General features: G+C 53.7%; 14 protein-coding genes and 1 pseudogene. 3 read left to right on the top strand and 12 right to left on the bottom strand.

All coding sequences use genetic code 11. The annotated features are described in order from the left end of the window. Nucleotides 1-82 precede the first annotated feature (82 nt). Nucleotides 83-616, bottom strand: coding sequence for a single-stranded DNA-binding protein SSB1 (gene ssb1, locus N7268_RS06930; RefSeq protein WP_260862242.1), 534 nt, complete (start codon nucleotides 614-616; stop codon nucleotides 83-85). 251 nt (nucleotides 617-867) lie between these two features. Between ssb1 and uvrA the strand changes: the two genes are divergently transcribed. Next, nucleotides 868-3,690, top strand: a complete 2,823-nt coding sequence (gene uvrA, locus N7268_RS06925) for an excinuclease ABC subunit UvrA (protein WP_260862241.1) — start codon at nucleotides 868-870, stop codon at nucleotides 3,688-3,690. Nucleotides 3,691-3,734: 44 nt separating this feature from the next. Here uvrA and N7268_RS06920 read toward each other — a convergent pair whose 3' ends face one another. The 5 genes from N7268_RS06920 to dnaB form a co-directional block, all read right to left on the bottom strand. Next, a complete protein-coding gene (locus N7268_RS06920) occupies nucleotides 3,735-4,085 on the bottom strand; it encodes an MmcQ/YjbR family DNA-binding protein (RefSeq protein ID WP_198907184.1) in 351 nt (116 codons plus the stop codon). 120 nt (nucleotides 4,086-4,205) lie between these two features. Next, nucleotides 4,206-4,919, bottom strand: a complete 714-nt coding sequence (aphA, locus tag N7268_RS06915) for an acid phosphatase AphA (RefSeq protein WP_260862239.1) — start codon at nucleotides 4,917-4,919, stop codon at nucleotides 4,206-4,208. Nucleotides 4,920-5,135: 216 nt separating this feature from the next. After that, nucleotides 5,136-6,329, bottom strand: coding sequence for an aromatic amino acid transaminase (gene tyrB / locus N7268_RS06910; protein WP_260862238.1), 1,194 nt, complete (start codon nucleotides 6,327-6,329; stop codon nucleotides 5,136-5,138). Between the two features lie 125 nt (nucleotides 6,330-6,454). Continuing rightward, entirely contained in the window at nucleotides 6,455-7,534 is a 1,080-nt protein-coding gene (gene alr, locus N7268_RS06905; protein ID WP_198907181.1) for an alanine racemase, read from the bottom strand. Between the two features lie 214 nt (nucleotides 7,535-7,748). Beyond that, on the bottom strand, nucleotides 7,749-9,164 hold the full coding sequence (gene dnaB / locus N7268_RS06900) for a replicative DNA helicase (protein WP_045438554.1): 1,416 nt from the start codon (nucleotides 9,162-9,164) through the stop codon (nucleotides 7,749-7,751). An 81-nt stretch (nucleotides 9,165-9,245) separates the two neighbouring features. On the opposite strand from dnaB, the gene N7268_RS06895 reads away from it, so the two are divergent. Further along, a complete protein-coding gene (locus N7268_RS06895; protein ID WP_260862236.1) occupies nucleotides 9,246-10,229 on the top strand; it encodes a quinone oxidoreductase in 984 nt (327 codons plus the stop codon). 236 nt (nucleotides 10,230-10,465) lie between these two features. On the opposite strand, the gene pspG is transcribed toward N7268_RS06895, so the two are convergent. The 3 genes and pseudogenes from pspG to N7268_RS06880 all read right to left on the bottom strand — a co-directional run bounded on the left by pspG (nucleotide 10,466) and on the right by N7268_RS06880 (nucleotide 12,433). Further along, a complete protein-coding gene (gene pspG, locus N7268_RS06890; RefSeq protein WP_198907179.1) occupies nucleotides 10,466-10,708 on the bottom strand; it encodes an envelope stress response protein PspG in 243 nt (80 codons plus the stop codon). A 132-nt stretch (nucleotides 10,709-10,840) separates the two neighbouring features. After that, nucleotides 10,841-11,839: a tRNA dihydrouridine(20/20a) synthase DusA gene (gene dusA / locus N7268_RS06885; protein ID WP_260862235.1), complete on the bottom strand. Its 999-nt coding sequence runs from the start codon at nucleotides 11,837-11,839 to the stop codon at nucleotides 10,841-10,843. 106 nt (nucleotides 11,840-11,945) lie between these two features. After that, nucleotides 11,946-12,433: pseudogene (locus tag N7268_RS06880) on the bottom strand (cupin domain-containing protein). A gap of 115 nt (nucleotides 12,434-12,548) precedes the next feature. Here N7268_RS06880 and zur point away from each other — a divergent pair. Next, nucleotides 12,549-13,067 carry a zinc uptake transcriptional repressor Zur gene (zur, locus tag N7268_RS06875; protein ID WP_198907176.1) on the top strand — a complete coding sequence of 173 codons (519 nt, stop codon included), beginning with the start codon at nucleotides 12,549-12,551 and terminating at the stop codon, nucleotides 13,065-13,067. A gap of 44 nt (nucleotides 13,068-13,111) precedes the next feature. Here the strand turns inward: zur and N7268_RS06870 are convergent, their stop codons facing one another. The 3 genes from N7268_RS06870 to lexA form a co-directional block, all read right to left on the bottom strand. Then, a complete protein-coding gene (locus N7268_RS06870) occupies nucleotides 13,112-13,321 on the bottom strand; it encodes a CsbD family protein (protein ID WP_198907257.1) in 210 nt (69 codons plus the stop codon). Between the two features lie 134 nt (nucleotides 13,322-13,455). Next, a complete protein-coding gene (dinF, locus tag N7268_RS06865) occupies nucleotides 13,456-14,775 on the bottom strand; it encodes an MATE family efflux transporter DinF (protein ID WP_260862233.1) in 1,320 nt (439 codons plus the stop codon). Nucleotides 14,776-14,939: 164 nt separating this feature from the next. Then, nucleotides 14,940-15,548 (bottom strand): transcriptional repressor LexA, encoded by a 609-nt coding sequence (gene lexA / locus N7268_RS06860; protein WP_003031703.1) that lies wholly within the window; start codon nucleotides 15,546-15,548, stop codon nucleotides 14,940-14,942. Nucleotides 15,549-15,569: the final 21 nt, after the last annotated feature.

Below are 15,569 nucleotides of genomic sequence, written 5' to 3'. Positions count from 1 at the left end.
AGAGTGTATTAGCCTGATAACAAGAAGGCAGATGGTTACCCTGATATCGGGGTAACCATATTCAACTGAACGTACAGAGGGATCAGAACGGAATATCGTCGTCGAAGTCCATCGGCGGTTCGTTAGACGGCGCTGCCGGAGAAGACTGTTGCGGACGAGACTGTGCGCCGCCGCTGAACTGATTGCCACCCTGCGGCTGTTGAGGCTGACCCCAACCACCCTGTTGACCACCACCCGCATTACCACCCGCCGGTGCGCCACCACCCTGACGACCACCCAGCATTTGCATGGTGCCGCCAACGTTGACAACCACTTCGGTGGTGTACTTTTCTACGCCAGACTGATCGGTCCATTTGCGGGTACGCAGCTGACCTTCAATGTAGACCTGGGAACCTTTACGCAGATATTCGCTGGCGACTTCAGCCAGTTTGCCAAACAGCACAACGCGGTGCCATTCAGTCTGCTCTTTCATTTCACCGGTCGCTTTATCACGCCAGGATTCGGAAGTAGCCAGCGTAATGTTGGCAACTGCGCCACCATTCGGCATATAGCGTACTTCCGGGTCCTGGCCCAGATTACCGACGAGAATCACCTTGTTTACGCCTCTGCTGGCCATGATCGTGTCTCCTGAAAAACGTTTCTTAATAAGTGTAAGCGCGGGATTGTAGCATTACCAATAGCGCTTTTACTACGTTGCGAGGTCGATTCCAGTAAACAACCTCAGTCAGACATTGTTGCACAGACACCTGCGTTTTGCATTCCAATACTGTATATCCATTCAGGTCAGGTTGTGTCATAATTAACCGTTCGTGATCGCCGGTAGCACCCTGCAGCCAGGCAAAAAAGCGTTTAATCCGGGAAAGATGAATGGATAAGATCGAAGTTCGGGGCGCCCGCACCCATAATCTCAAAAACATCAACCTCGTCATCCCGCGCGACAAGCTGATTGTCGTCACCGGGCTTTCGGGCTCAGGCAAATCCTCGCTCGCTTTCGACACCTTATATGCCGAAGGACAGCGTCGTTACGTTGAATCCCTTTCCGCGTACGCGCGTCAGTTTCTTTCGCTGATGGAAAAGCCGGATGTCGATCATATTGAGGGGCTGTCGCCAGCCATCTCAATTGAGCAAAAATCGACATCCCACAACCCGCGATCCACGGTGGGTACCATCACCGAAATTCACGACTATCTGCGTCTGCTGTTTGCCCGCGTCGGCGAGCCTCGCTGCCCGGACCATGACGTCCCGCTGGCGGCGCAGACCGTTAGCCAGATGGTGGATAACGTCCTGTCGCAGCCGGAAGGCAAGCGTCTGATGCTGCTGGCGCCGGTCATTAAAGAGCGTAAAGGCGAACACACCAAAACGCTGGAAAACCTGGCAGGCCAGGGCTATATCCGCGCCCGTATTGATGGTGAAGTGTGCGACCTTTCCGATCCGCCTAAGCTTGAGCTGCAAAAGAAACACACTATCGAAGTGGTCATCGACCGTTTCAAAGTCCGCGATGATCTCTCTCAGCGCCTGGCAGAATCGTTTGAAACTGCGCTGGAGCTTTCCGGCGGCACCGCAGTGGTTGCCGACATGGACGATCCCAAAGCAGAAGAGTTGCTCTTCTCCGCGAACTTCGCTTGCCCGATTTGCGGCTATAGCATGCGCGAGCTGGAACCACGCCTGTTCTCGTTCAACAACCCGGCGGGCGCGTGTCCGACCTGTGATGGCCTCGGCGTTCAGCAGTATTTCGATCCCGATCGCGTGATCCAGAACCCTGAATTGTCGCTGGCGGGTGGCGCGATTCGCGGCTGGGATCGTCGTAACTTCTACTACTTCCAGATGCTTAAATCGCTGGCAGAACACTATAAGTTTGATGTGGAAGCCCCGTGGGCCAGCCTGAGCCCTAACGTTCACAAAGTGGTACTGTACGGTTCCGGTAAAGAGAATATTGAATTCAAGTATATGAACGATCGCGGCGATACTTCGGTACGCCGTCACCCGTTTGAAGGCGTATTGCACAATATGGAACGTCGTTATAAAGAGACTGAATCCAGTGCGGTACGTGAAGAGTTAGCGAAATTCATCAGCAACCGACCATGCGCCAGCTGTGAAGGTACACGTCTGCGCCGTGAAGCACGCCACGTCTTTGTCGAAAACACGCCGCTACCGGCGATTTCCGACATGAGCATCGGCCATGCGATGGATTTCTTCAGCAACCTGAAACTTGCTGGCCAACGCGCAAAAATCGCGGAAAAAATCCTCAAAGAGATCGGTGATCGCCTTAAGTTCCTGGTTAACGTCGGCCTTAATTATCTGACGCTGTCCCGTTCAGCCGAAACGCTTTCCGGCGGCGAAGCGCAGCGTATCCGTCTGGCGAGCCAGATTGGCGCAGGTCTGGTGGGTGTCATGTACGTGCTGGATGAACCGTCCATCGGTCTGCATCAGCGCGATAACGAGCGCCTGTTGGGCACGCTTATCCATCTGCGTAACCTGGGTAATACCGTGATTGTGGTGGAGCATGATGAAGATGCGATTCGCGCCGCCGATCACGTGATTGATATTGGCCCTGGCGCGGGTGTTCACGGTGGGCAGGTCGTCGCAGAAGGGACGCTGGATGACATTATGGCGGTGCCGGAATCACTGACCGGCCAGTACATGAGCGGCAAGCGGAAGATTGACGTCCCGAAACAGCGCGTACCGGCTAACCCGGAAAAAGTGCTGAAACTGACTGGCGCACGCGGCAACAACCTGAAAGATGTCACCCTGACGCTGCCGGTTGGCCTGTTTACCTGTATTACCGGTGTATCCGGTTCGGGTAAATCCACGCTGATTAATGACACGCTGTTCCCGATTGCCCAGACCCAGCTCAACGGCGCGACGCTGGCTGAACCTGCGCCGTATCGCGATATCCAGGGGCTGGAGCACTTCGATAAAGTGATCGACATTGACCAAAGCCCGATTGGCCGTACGCCGCGTTCTAACCCGGCCACCTACACGGGTGTGTTTACCCCCGTTCGCGAACTGTTTGCCGGTGTGCCGGAATCCCGTGCGCGTGGCTATACACCGGGCCGTTTCAGTTTTAACGTGCGTGGCGGACGCTGTGAAGCCTGCCAGGGCGATGGTGTGATTAAAGTCGAAATGCACTTCCTGCCGGACATCTACGTGCCGTGCGATCAGTGCAAAGGCAAACGCTATAACCGCGAAACGCTGGAAATTAAGTACAAGGGCAAGACGATCCACGAAGTGCTGGATATGACGATTGAAGAGGCGCGTGAGTTCTTCGATGCCGTTCCGGCGCTGGCGCGTAAGCTGCAAACCCTGATGGATGTTGGTCTAACCTACATTCGTCTTGGTCAGTCAGCCACGACGCTTTCCGGTGGGGAAGCCCAGCGCGTGAAGCTGGCGCGAGAACTGTCAAAACGCGGAACCGGACAAACGCTGTACATTCTCGATGAGCCGACGACGGGCCTGCATTTTGCGGATATTCAGCAGTTGCTGGACGTGCTGCACCAGCTCAGGGATCAGGGCAACACTATCGTCGTCATTGAGCACAACCTGGACGTGATTAAGACTGCGGACTGGATTGTCGATCTTGGCCCGGAAGGCGGCAGCGGCGGTGGGGAAATTCTGGTCTCCGGTACGCCGGAAACCGTTGCCGAGTGTGAAGCGTCACACACAGCGCGTTTCCTCAAACCGATGCTGTAATCGTGCAAATGCCGCTTCCTGAGCCATCAGGGAGCGGCAAATAATTACGCCAGCAGCTTGCGCTTATCTTCAGGCAGCGTGTTGACGGCCTGTTGCCACGAGGCATCGACCAGATAATAGATTTGTGAATCAGGCAGCGAGCCATCCAGATACACTGTACTCCAGTGCGCTTTATTCAGGTGCCGACTTGGCCGTACATCGCTATGTTGCTGACGCAATAACTCGGCAAGTTCAGGGCTGGTTTTCAGAGAGACCGCCGGGCGACCTTCCACCTCTTTTACCATGGCAAAAAGCACATCTTTGACTTTAATTTGTGTCGCTTTCCAGTCACTGTGCACACTTTGCTCCGCACCGGTTTTCGCCATGCAGTATTGCAGCAACTCCGAATTCGTCATTTTTATTCCCCTTACCCGCATCTCGCCTGATGAGAACATCTTTTACTCAGTGTGCAGCATGTCAGCGAAAGGTAAAAGCCAGTAACGCAAATTTGTTTAAAAAAACAGCAATTCGCTCCCTTAGTACTCGGAGTTCACGATAACCTCTTCACCATACGCTCCAGCCTGCGGCAACGGTTTATAGGTGGAGTTAGAGGCACGTAAAATGCGAATACCACGAATCCCGATATCGCGGGCCGCGGTGATGTCATTGTCGGAGTCGCCGTAGAACATACGGATGTTTTTATCCTGCAACCACTGTGTTTTGGTGTTCTGTCCTGGCTTGTCACCGGCAAAAATAACCGGGTTCATGTTCGCGGGCGGGATGTGGAAGTTATCGGAGAGCGTTTTAGAAACGGTTTCGGTTTTTGTCTGGCTACGCCCCGTCACAAAGAAGATGCTGTCGCCGCGGCGTACGTGCATATCAATAAGCTGACGCGCCACTTCTTTTGGAATACTGAACTCATCCCAACCATTGTTCATTTTCTCCCAGAAGGCCGGATTCTTCAGGTAATCCTCGCTATCCGGGGAATACGTTTTTTTGCCACGCCAGAAGCCTGGGCTGGAGAACAAAACGGTGTCATCGATATCGAACCCCACCGCCATCGGCGGGCGCCCGGTCAGGCTGTTTTCAATCTGGGCAACAGAAACCCAATGAACCGGAACCTGCTCTGCCAGTTTCGCTACATTTGTGCCTGGATTGAGCTGAGAGGGAGAAGAAACAAGAGCCTGGGCGGAATGATTTAACGTGAACAATAAGCAAACGGCACTCAGTGCCAAAGTAACCTTGCGCATATTTTTCCCTAATTCGTCAGTTAGTTATCATTTTTTTATTAACAACTGGTCAAAAAGCTATCTGACCTTACCCCCTGAGGGGGGCGAAAGGAAGGGTTTTCTCTCGTTTTGTTACAGAAAAAGAGGACGATCACACTGGAAATGGGTCTGAAAATAGTCGGCCGGATAAGGTGTTTACACCGCCATCCGGCCTGTGAGGTAGGATAAAAGAACGCCTTACATGACAGCCGCAAACGCCTTCGCGACGCGCTGAACATTATCTTGATTCAGACCGGCGACGCACATGCGACCGCTGGCAATCAGGTAAACGCCAAATTCATCACGCAGACGATCAACCTGAGCAGAGCTCAGTCCGGTATAGCTGAACATACCGCGCTGCTGCAGCAGATAATCAAAGTTGCGCCCCGGGATCTCAGTATTGAGAACCTTAACCAGCTCCTCACGCATCGCCAGGATGCGGGTGCGCATCGCTTCCACCTCCGCCAGCCAGCGGGATTTGAGCGTATCATCACCCAACACTGCAGCAACCACCTGCGCACCAAAGTTCGGCGGACTGGAGTAGTTACGGCGAACGGTGGCTTTCAACTGTCCCAGCACACGGCCTGCTGCATCGGCGTCTTCACACACGACGGATAGCCCGCCCACGCGCTCACCGTACAGGGAGAAAATTTTAGAAAACGAGTTGCTGACCAGCGCAGGTAATCCGGCGCTGGCGATGGCGCGAATAGCATACGCATCGTCTTCCATCCCCGCGCCGAAGCCCTGATAGGCGATGTCGAGGAACGGGATGAGATCGCGTGCTTTCAGTATCTCAATCACAGCATCCCACTGAGTATGCGTTAAATCCGCCCCGGTCGGGTTATGACAGCACGGATGCAGTAACACGATACTGCGCGCCGGTAACGTATTCAGCGTTGCCAGCAAATCATCAAAACGGACGCCATTGGTGGTGTTGTCATACCAAGGGTAAGTACTCACTTCGAATCCGGCGCCTTCAAAAATCGCGATATGGTTTTCCCACGTCGGATCGCTGACCCAGACACCCGAGTCAGGAAAATAGCGTTTCAGGAAATCGGCGCCCACTTTTAGCGCACCGGAGCCCCCCAGCGTCTGAATCGTCGCAACGCGGTGCTGCTGGAGAACCGGATGATCAGCACCAAACAGCAGAGGTGCAATAGTATGGCGATAGCTGTTGAGGCCTTCCATCGGCAGATACAGTGAAGCCCCGTGCGGCTTCGCATTCAGTCGGGCTTCCGCTTCGGCAACGGCCTTAAGCTGAGGAATAATCCCGTCTTCGTTGTAATACAGACCGATACTGAGGTTCACTTTGTCGCTACGTGAATCTTCTTTGAAGCGCTCCATGAGCGATAAAATCGGGTCGCCTGCGTAGGCGCCAACTTTTTGAAACACGCGGTGGTTCTCCAGGTTTACAGACAGGGGATAAGACACAATAAACCGGAAGCGAGAGAAGATCGAGAGGATGTTGAGAGGAATATTGCCGGAAAGCGCTGGCGCTTATCCGGCACGATACAGACTTAATCGACGTACTTCATCGCCACCCTTGACGTCAGGCGCGTAATAAGTTCGTAAGCACTTACTTCTGTTATTTCCGCAATGCGTTCAACGGGCAGCCCCTCGCCCCACAGGATCACAGGATCCCCGGCTTTATCCTGCGCTTCAGGACCTAAATCAACGCAAATCATGTCCATCGCGACGCGGCCAACGATCGGGACTTCCCGGCCATTCACCAGCACTGGCGTACCGGAAGGCGCAGCACGCGGGTAACCGTCACCATAGCCCATCGCCACCACGCCGAGGCGCGTATCACGCTCGCTTAACCATGTACCACCGTAACCCACCGGTTCGCCCGCTTTATGCTCGCGCACCGCGATCAGGCTGGAGGTGAGTGACATCACCGGCTGGCAGCCAAAATCTGCTGCCGTAGAATGGTTTTCCAGCGGCGACACGCCATAAAGAATCAGACCAGGGCGCGCCCAGTCGAAGTGAGACTGCGGCCACAACAGGATACCGCCAGACGCAGCAATAGAACGCTGACCCGGCTTACCTTCACAAAAACGATTGAAGATATCGAGCTGCTTTTCTGTTGCTCCGCTCTCCGGTTCGTCTGCGCGGGCAAAATGGCTGACAATATTGACCGGCTGGCGCACATTTTCACACTGCGTTAAACGTTGATAAAACGCCTCAGCCTGCTCCGGGCGAACGCCCAGACGATGCATGCCGGTGTCGAGCTTCATCCATACGGTGACAGGTTCAGCCAAATCAGCGGATTCCAGAGCCGCAAGTTGCTCCTGATTATGTACAGCAGTATGCAGGCGCTGCGCGGAGATCGTCGGCAGATCGGCGGCATCAAAAAAGCCTTCAAGTAGCAGTATGGGTTGCGTGATCCCACCCGCTCGCAGTCGCAGGGCCTCTTCCAGACGCGCGACGCCAAAGGCGTCGGCATCGGGGAGCGTCCGCGCGGTCTCTAACAGACCGTGTCCGTAAGCGTTCGCTTTCACGACCGCAACCAGTTTGCTGGCGGGCGCCAGTTCACGCAGACGTTGCAGGTTGTGTCGCAGAGCGCGGCGGTTAATGACTACTGTTGCCGCTTGCATTTGTATTCCTTAATAAAAGAATCGCCTAAATCATTCGTGTTGCAGGACAAAAACGCTCTGACGTTTTTGAACAGCGCCTGCGCTGGCCCCGAAGGGGCGAGGACGCAGTCCGAGTTACGCGACAAGCCTGAGAATCCCCGGGAGCTTAGTAAACTAAGTGACCGGGGTTAACGGGCGTAGTCAACGCATCTGCAGCATGAAGGATGACGGAGATTTATTCGTCGTCGTATTGTGGGCCAGCATAGTTATCAAAGCGTGACCACTGGCCGTTAAATGTCAGGCGTACCGTACCGATGGGGCCGTTACGCTGCTTACCAATAATAATTTCTGCGATACCTTTGAGGTCGCTGTTCTCGTGATAAACCTCGTCACGATAGATAAACATGATCAAATCCGCATCCTGCTCGATGGAGCCAGATTCACGCAAATCGGAGTTAACCGGACGTTTATCAGCACGTTGTTCCAGTGAACGGTTAAGCTGTGACAGCGCCACAACAGGAACATGAAGCTCTTTCGCCAGTGCTTTCAGCGAGCGGGAGATTTCGGCGATCTCCAGCGTACGGTTGTCGGAAAGCGACGGTACGCGCATCAGTTGGAGGTAGTCAATCATGATAAGTCCGATACCGCCATGCTCGCGGGCGATACGTCGCGCGCGGGAGCGCACTTCCGTCGGCGTCAGGCCGGAGGAGTCATCAATATAAATGTTGCGCTTCTCAAGCAAAATACCCATGGTGCCGGAGATCCGCGCCCAATCTTCATCATCCAGTTGGCCGGTACGAATTTTGGTCTGATCAACACGCGAAAGCGAGGCCAGAGAACGCATCATAATCTGCTCTGAGGGCATCTCAAGAGAGAATATCAATACCGGTTTATCCTGCAACATCGCCGCATTTTCGACGAGGTTCATTGCAAATGTCGTTTTACCCATCGACGGACGCGCCGCGACGATAATCAGATCGGAAGGCTGCAAACCCGCCGTCTTCTTATTGAGATCGTCATAACCGGTATTAACTCCGGTGACGCCATCGTGCGGCTGCTGGAACAGTTGTTCGATACGCGCGACGGTGGCATCCAGCACGTCGGCGATGTTTTTCGGACCTTCGTCCTTATTGGCGCGACTTTCTGCGATTTTAAAGACGCGGGATTCTGCCAGATCGAGCAAATCCTCGCTGGAACGTCCCTGCGGATCAAAACCCGCATCGGCAATTTCATGGGCAACAGAAATCATATCGCGGACGACAGCACGTTCGCGCACGATATCAGCATAAGCGCTTATGTTCGCCGCACTTGGCGTATTTTTAGATAACTCCGCCAGGTAAGCAAAACCGCCGACGCTGTCCAGTTGCCCCTGAACCTCCAGCGACTCTGCGAGCGTAATCAGGTCGATGGGCTTTCCCATCTCCTGCAAACGGTGCATTTCGGTAAAAATGTGACGGTGCGGGCGGGTATAAAAATCTTCCGCCACAACGCGCTCAGCCACATCGTCCCAGCGTTCGTTATCCAGCATTAAACCGCCCAACACCGACTGTTCCGCTTCAATCGAGTGCGGCGGCACTTTCAGCCCGGCAACCTGCGGATCGCGGTCACGAGCATCAGTCTGTTGTTTGTTGAAGGGTTTATTTCCTGCCATAGTGAATGGAGTTACCGAGATAAAGAATGGGTCGAAAGATTACCATATAAGTAGACCCTTACGATACGTTCTGGAGGATGCATGGCAACACGAATTGAATTTCACAAGCACGGCGGCCCTGACGTACTAAAGACGGTTGAATTTACGCCGATTGACCCGGCAGAGCATGAAATCCAGGTCGAGAACAAAGCGATCGGCATCAATTATATCGACACCTACATCCGTAGCGGGCTGTATCCGCCGCCTGCTTTACCCAGTGGTCTGGGCACCGAAGCGGCTGGCGTCGTCAGCAAAGTCGGCAGCGGCGTCACGCACATTAACGTCGGCGATCGCGTGGTCTATGCACAGTCTGCTCTCGGCGCTTACAGTTCAGTGCATAACGTTCCTGCCGAAAAAGCGGCCATCCTGCCCAATGCCATTTCGTTCGAACAAGCCGCCGCCTCCTTCCTGAAAGGGTTAACCGTATTTTATCTGTTACGCAAAACCTATGAGATCCAACCGGGTGAACCGTTCTTGTTCCACGCGGCGGCGGGCGGTGTCGGTTTGATTGCCTGCCAGTGGGCAAAAGCGCTGGGGGCAAAGTTGATTGGTACCGTCGGCAATGCACAAAAGGCGCAAATTGCTTTACAGGCCGGGGCCTGGCAAGTGATTAACTACCGGGAAGAGAACATTGTTGAGCGAGTGAAAGAGATTACCGGCGGTAAAAAAGTGCGGGTGGTTTATGACTCCGTGGGCAAAGACACCTGGGAGGCCTCGCTGGATTGTCTGCAACGCCGGGGGCTGATGGTCAGTTTCGGCAACGCTTCCGGGCCCGTGGCCGGCGTAAACTTAGGTATTCTGAACCAGAAAGGTTCGCTGTATGTGACGCGTCCTTCTCTTCAGGGTTACATCACCAATCGCAACGAATTGGCAGAAGCCAGTAACGAGCTGTTCTCACTGATTGCCAGCGGCGTGATTAAAGTCGATGTGGCGCAAGGACAGACGTTTGCGCTGAAAGACGCGCAGCGGGCGCATGAAGTACTGGAGAGTCGTGCAACGCAGGGGTCGAGTTTGCTGATCCCGTGATTCACAGCGCCGACGTCCCCAAACGCATTCAAGCAGCCAGTGCACCTGCGGTGTGAATGATGGCGGGGGAGAAAGAATTAGGGCTTCCCGCAGGAAGCCCTTTCTTTTTTTAGTTCGGCTGTATGTAGGGTACAGCTCGATGAATTCGTTAACGGCGCAATAGTGACAGATTTGATAATCAATTCCTATTTGGTTCTAAAGGCAAAGTTGCATGTTGTGACGAACCGCTCAATACCTTAGTAAAACCGGCGGTTATTGCGCTGATACTGTGGGACTTTTGGCGATTTTATCGCCTTGATTACCCACACCACCGCCACGGCCAGGAGCAGCCAGGGTAATAACTTAATCATTAACGCAAACAGTCCGCCTAAAAACATCACTGCGGTGGCCACCATTAATGCGGCCAGTACCCCCAACAGTGATACGCCGGTGACCATCAGCATGATAAAAAAACCAATGACAAAAAGTAGTTCCAGCATGATGCTCTCCCATAATGAATGCTGCTCACATCATTACAAAAACCATGCCAAAATTAATTCATTGATTTATAAACAAAACGCTCCGCGACAGTGCGCAGAGCGTGGTGAAATTGACTAACTTTTAGTGAGAAATTAACGCTTATCTGCAACGAGCTTCAGTGCATGTTCCAGCACGTTAATATCAGCCCCGGCTTTATGCGCATTTTCGCTCAGGTAACGACGCCACTGACGAGCCCCAGGGATCCCCTGAAACAGTCCAAGCATATGGCGGGTAATGTGCCCCAGATACGCACCCTGGCTCAGTTCACGCTCAATATACGGATACATGGCACGCACCACGGCAACAGGATCGGCATCGGCAGTCGCTGCCGCAAAAATTTCGCGGTCCACAGACGCCAGAATGCCGGGGTTTTGATAGGCTTCACGCCCTACCATTACGCCATCCATATGTTGCAGATGAATTTTCGCTTCTTCCAACGATTTAATGCCGCCGTTGATCGACATCGTCAGATGCGGGAAATCGCGTTTCAACTGATACACACGGGCATAATCCAGCGGCGGGATCTCGCGGTTTTCTTTCGGGCTTAGCCCGGAAAGCCAGGCCTTACGAGCATGGATGATAAACATCTCACACTCCCCTTTTCCGGAGACCGTATTGATGAAATCACACAAAAATTCGTAGCTGTCCTGATCATCGATACCAATACGGGTTTTGACGGTGACCGGGATCGACACCACATCACGCATCGCTTTGACGCAGTCAGCGACCAGTTGCGCATTGCCCATCAGGCAGGCGCCGAACATACCATTCTGTACGCGGTCCGAAGGGCAGCCCACATTGAGGTTGATCTCATCATAGCCACGCGCTTCGGCCAGCTTCGCACATTGTGCCAGCGCAGCGGGATCGCTACCGCCTAACTGAAGTGCGACCGGATGCTCCTCTTCGCTGTACGCCAGATAATCGCCTTTGCCATGAATAATTGCCCCGGTGGTCACCATTTCGGTGTAGAGCAACGTTTGGCTGGAGAGTAAGCGCAAGAAGTAGCGGCAATGTCTGTCCGTCCAGTCGAGCATCGGCGCGATTGAAAAACGATGAGCAGGAAAAGCGGTAGACTGAGATTCAGGCAGCATGGCGAATAATCAAGCATCCGGTTAAAAAAGGGGCGCTACTATAGCACAGACCGTGACGATAGTGCGTCACCTCGTCGCGGATACCCACTACCTCCTCCAGAAAACGCTACTTCCGCCCCGGTTTACCGTCATGCGAGCCAAAAAACTGCGGCGGATGGTCAACCCAACGATCCTCACGTGTCGCCGCATAGACCGGATTCAGCGGGTAGTAGATACGATTGTCTTTTTTGTTCGCTTCACCGACGACCAGCAGGCGCACCTCTTCACTGGTATTGTTGATAAACGTGTGGCACACGCCGGTTCCTGCCGGAAAACCCACGCTGTCTCCGGGCTCCAGCTTCCATAAATAACCGTTAATCCAGGCCTCAGGATAACCTTCCAGCACGTAGATAAACTCTTCTTCATCGCTTTCAGCATGCGGATACGAAGTGCGGCGACCGGGCGGCAATCGTTCGTGGTGAATACCGAGTCGTCTTAACCCCAGCTTGCGGGCAAGCGGCGCGCCAATCGAAAAAAGCTCATTGCTATCGGGATACGTAGAGTCATCGGCCCCCTCCACGTCACGCCAGTGGCGAATACAATAGGTCTTTTCATTTTTATTTTCCAGTATTGCGATGCGTCAGGTATAGCACACGGCGGGGGATCTCGGCGTTTTAAGCAGAATATGATAAAGTAATGAATCACCCTTCCATGTAAATCGAGGCGTCAAATGGACAAAACCACCACGCAAGAGCTATTAGCCCAGGCTGAAAAACTCTGTGCGCAACGTAATGTGCGGCTCACACCGCAACGCCTCGAAGTGCTGCGTCTGATGAGTCTCCAGGAAGGTGCTATCAGCGCTTATGATCTGCTTGATCTGCTGCGGGAAACCGAGCCGCAGGCCAAACCGCCTACGGTTTATCGTGCGCTCGATTTCTTACTGGAACAAGGTTTCGTGCACAAGGTGGAATCCACCAACAGTTATGTCCTTTGCCATTTGTTCGATCAGCCGACCCACAGCTCAGCCATGTTCATTTGCGACCGTTGTGGCGTAGTAAAAGAAGAGTGTGCCGAAGGCGTGGAAGACATTATGCATACGCTGGCAGCCAAAATGGGATTTGCCCTGCGTCATAACGTCATTGAAGCACATGGGCTCTGTCCGGTTTGTGTGGAAGTAGAATCATGTCGCCACCCGGGCGAATGCCAGCATGACCACTCTATTCAGGTGAAGAAGAAAGTCGGGCGTTAAGCGGGGGAGCGTACATCCTTGTACTCTCAGACGGGAGGGATTAATTACCAGCGGTAATCGTTGCGTTTTTCCCAGCTATCGACCTCTTTCTCCGCCTGATCTTTCGCATATCCATAACGTTCCTGGATTTTACCTACCAGTTGGTCGCGTTTACCTTCAATGACCGTCATATCATCATCGGTCAGTTTGCCCCATTGCTCTTTCACTTTACCTTTCAACTGTTTCCAGTTACCACCGACTTCGTCTTTATTCATCATCAAGTCCTCATCGTTAGGTTGTGAATAGCGAGAGTGCTAAGCCCAGACACATGATGTTTTGCTGAGCGTGAGAATAAGTGTAGTCGGTGATTCCGGGAATTATTTACTATTCAGAATTTTTAACCGTCCCGTCAGGCAAACCAGGTGCCATTACGCCAGTGACGCCGCCAGATGAAAGCCAGTGAAAGTCCACGCAGCGCCAGGAATACGGCCAGTGCAAGCCATAAACCGTGGTTTCCCAGTAACGGTAACGCCAGTAACGTTAAGGCAAACCCCGCCGCTGCAACAGCCATGCTGTTACGCATTTCGGCTGCTCGCGTTGCACCAATAAACATACCGTCCAGCAGATAACACCAGACGCCCACCAGCGGTAAAATAACCTGCCAGATAAGATAGCGATCGGCCAGTAGCTGAATCTGAGGCAGTGAGGTCAATAGCGCGATAATGTGTTCGCCGAACAGGGCATACATCAACGAAAACAGTATTGCCACAATCCCCGACTGACGACAGGCCGCCCGCCAGACATCCAGTAACTGACTGCCATCTCGCGCGCCATAAGCCTGACCGGAGTGTGCTTCCACTGCATAGGCAAACCCGTCCAGCGCATAGGCGGTGAACGTCAGCAGTGTCATCAGCACGGCATTGACCGCAATAATCTCGCCACCAAGACGCGCGCCCAGCACCGTGATGGCACCAAAGCAGAGTTGCAGTAGCAACGAGCGCAGCATGATGTCGCGGTTAAGCGCCAGCAGACGGCGAAAGTTGCCGCGCCAGGCAAGCTTCAACATCGCCAGCGAGACGCCACGGAGGTGGAGTACCTTACGCACCATCAGCAGGCCAATCAGCAACGTGGCATATTCGGCAATCACCGTCGCCAGCGCAGCGCCCTGGACGTTCATGTGCAGACCCATCACCAGCCATACATCGAGTACAATGTTGAGAATATTACCGACAATCAGCAGGATAACCGGCGCACGTGCGTACTGGACGCCCAGTAACCAACCGAGTAGCACCAGATTTGCCAGCGAGGCGGGCGCACTGAGCCAACGGATTTCCAGGAAGCGGCGAGCCTGTTCCAGAACGGCCTCGCTACCACCAACGATGTGCAGCGCCAGATCGATAATTGGCGTACGAAACAGCGCGATCGCCGCCCCGGCGCCCAACGCCAAAATGAGCGGTTGTACCAATGCTCGCGCCAGCGCCTGCGGATTTTTCGCGCCGAACGCCTGGGCGGTTAGCCCGGTGGTACTCATGCGTAAAAAGAGCAGCAGCATAAAGAGAAAACTGGTCGCAGTCGCACCGACGGCGACACCGCCAAGATAGACAGAACTCTCCAGATGACCAATCACCGCAGTGTCCACCAGCCCCAGCAGGGGAACGGTGATGTTGGAGAAAATCATCGGTAAGGCGAGGCGCCAGAGAGCTTTGTCGGAAGAGGTAAAGAAAGGCATGCGGGAAAGCCTGAGAAGGAGTTAGAAAAAAGACGTGAGATTGCCAGATGACGGCGTAAATGCCCTATCCCGGCGTTTTTCATGTTTCACAGGCCCGATAAGCGTCGCGTCATCGGGCATGTTGCCGGATAGCGGCGTAAACGCCCGATCCGGCCTGCAGAAAATTACAACCATTCACCGTTACGAATAACGCCAACCGCCAGCCCTTCAATGGTGAAGCTTTGCTCGCGCAGGTCAACGACGATAGGTTTGAACTCGCTATTTTCAGGCAGTAATTCAACTTTATTGCCTTGCTTTTTCAGCCGCTTAACCGTCACTTCATCGTCAATACGCGCGACAACCACCTGGCCATTACGCACATCCTGGGTTTTATGCACAGCCAGTAAATCGCCATCCATAATCCCGATATCTTTCATCGACATCCCACTGACGCGCAGCAGAAAATCGGCGTTCGGTTTGAACAGTGAAGGATCAACCTGGTAATGGCCTTCGATGTGCTGCTGTGCCAGAAGCGGTTCACCCGCCGCAACACGACCGACAAGCGGTAATCCCTCTTCTTCTTCCTGCAGCAGGCGAATACCACGCGATGCACCAGAAACGATTTCCAACACACCTTTACGCGCCAGCGCTTTAAGATGTTCTTCAGCCGCATTTGGGGAACGGAACCCCAAACGCTGCGCGATCTCCGCACGCGTCGGTGGCATACCTGTCTGGCTGATGTGATCCCGAATGAGATCAAACACCTCTTGCTGCCTGGCCGTTAACGCTTTCATTCCGCCCCCTGGGTGTATATA

This window comes from Citrobacter sp. Marseille-Q6884, from assembly GCF_945906775.1.
Taxonomy (GTDB): domain Bacteria; phylum Pseudomonadota; class Gammaproteobacteria; order Enterobacterales; family Enterobacteriaceae; genus Citrobacter.
The sequence above is the reverse complement of the archived record's forward strand: the minus strand, read 5'-3'. Positions and strand labels throughout refer to the sequence as shown.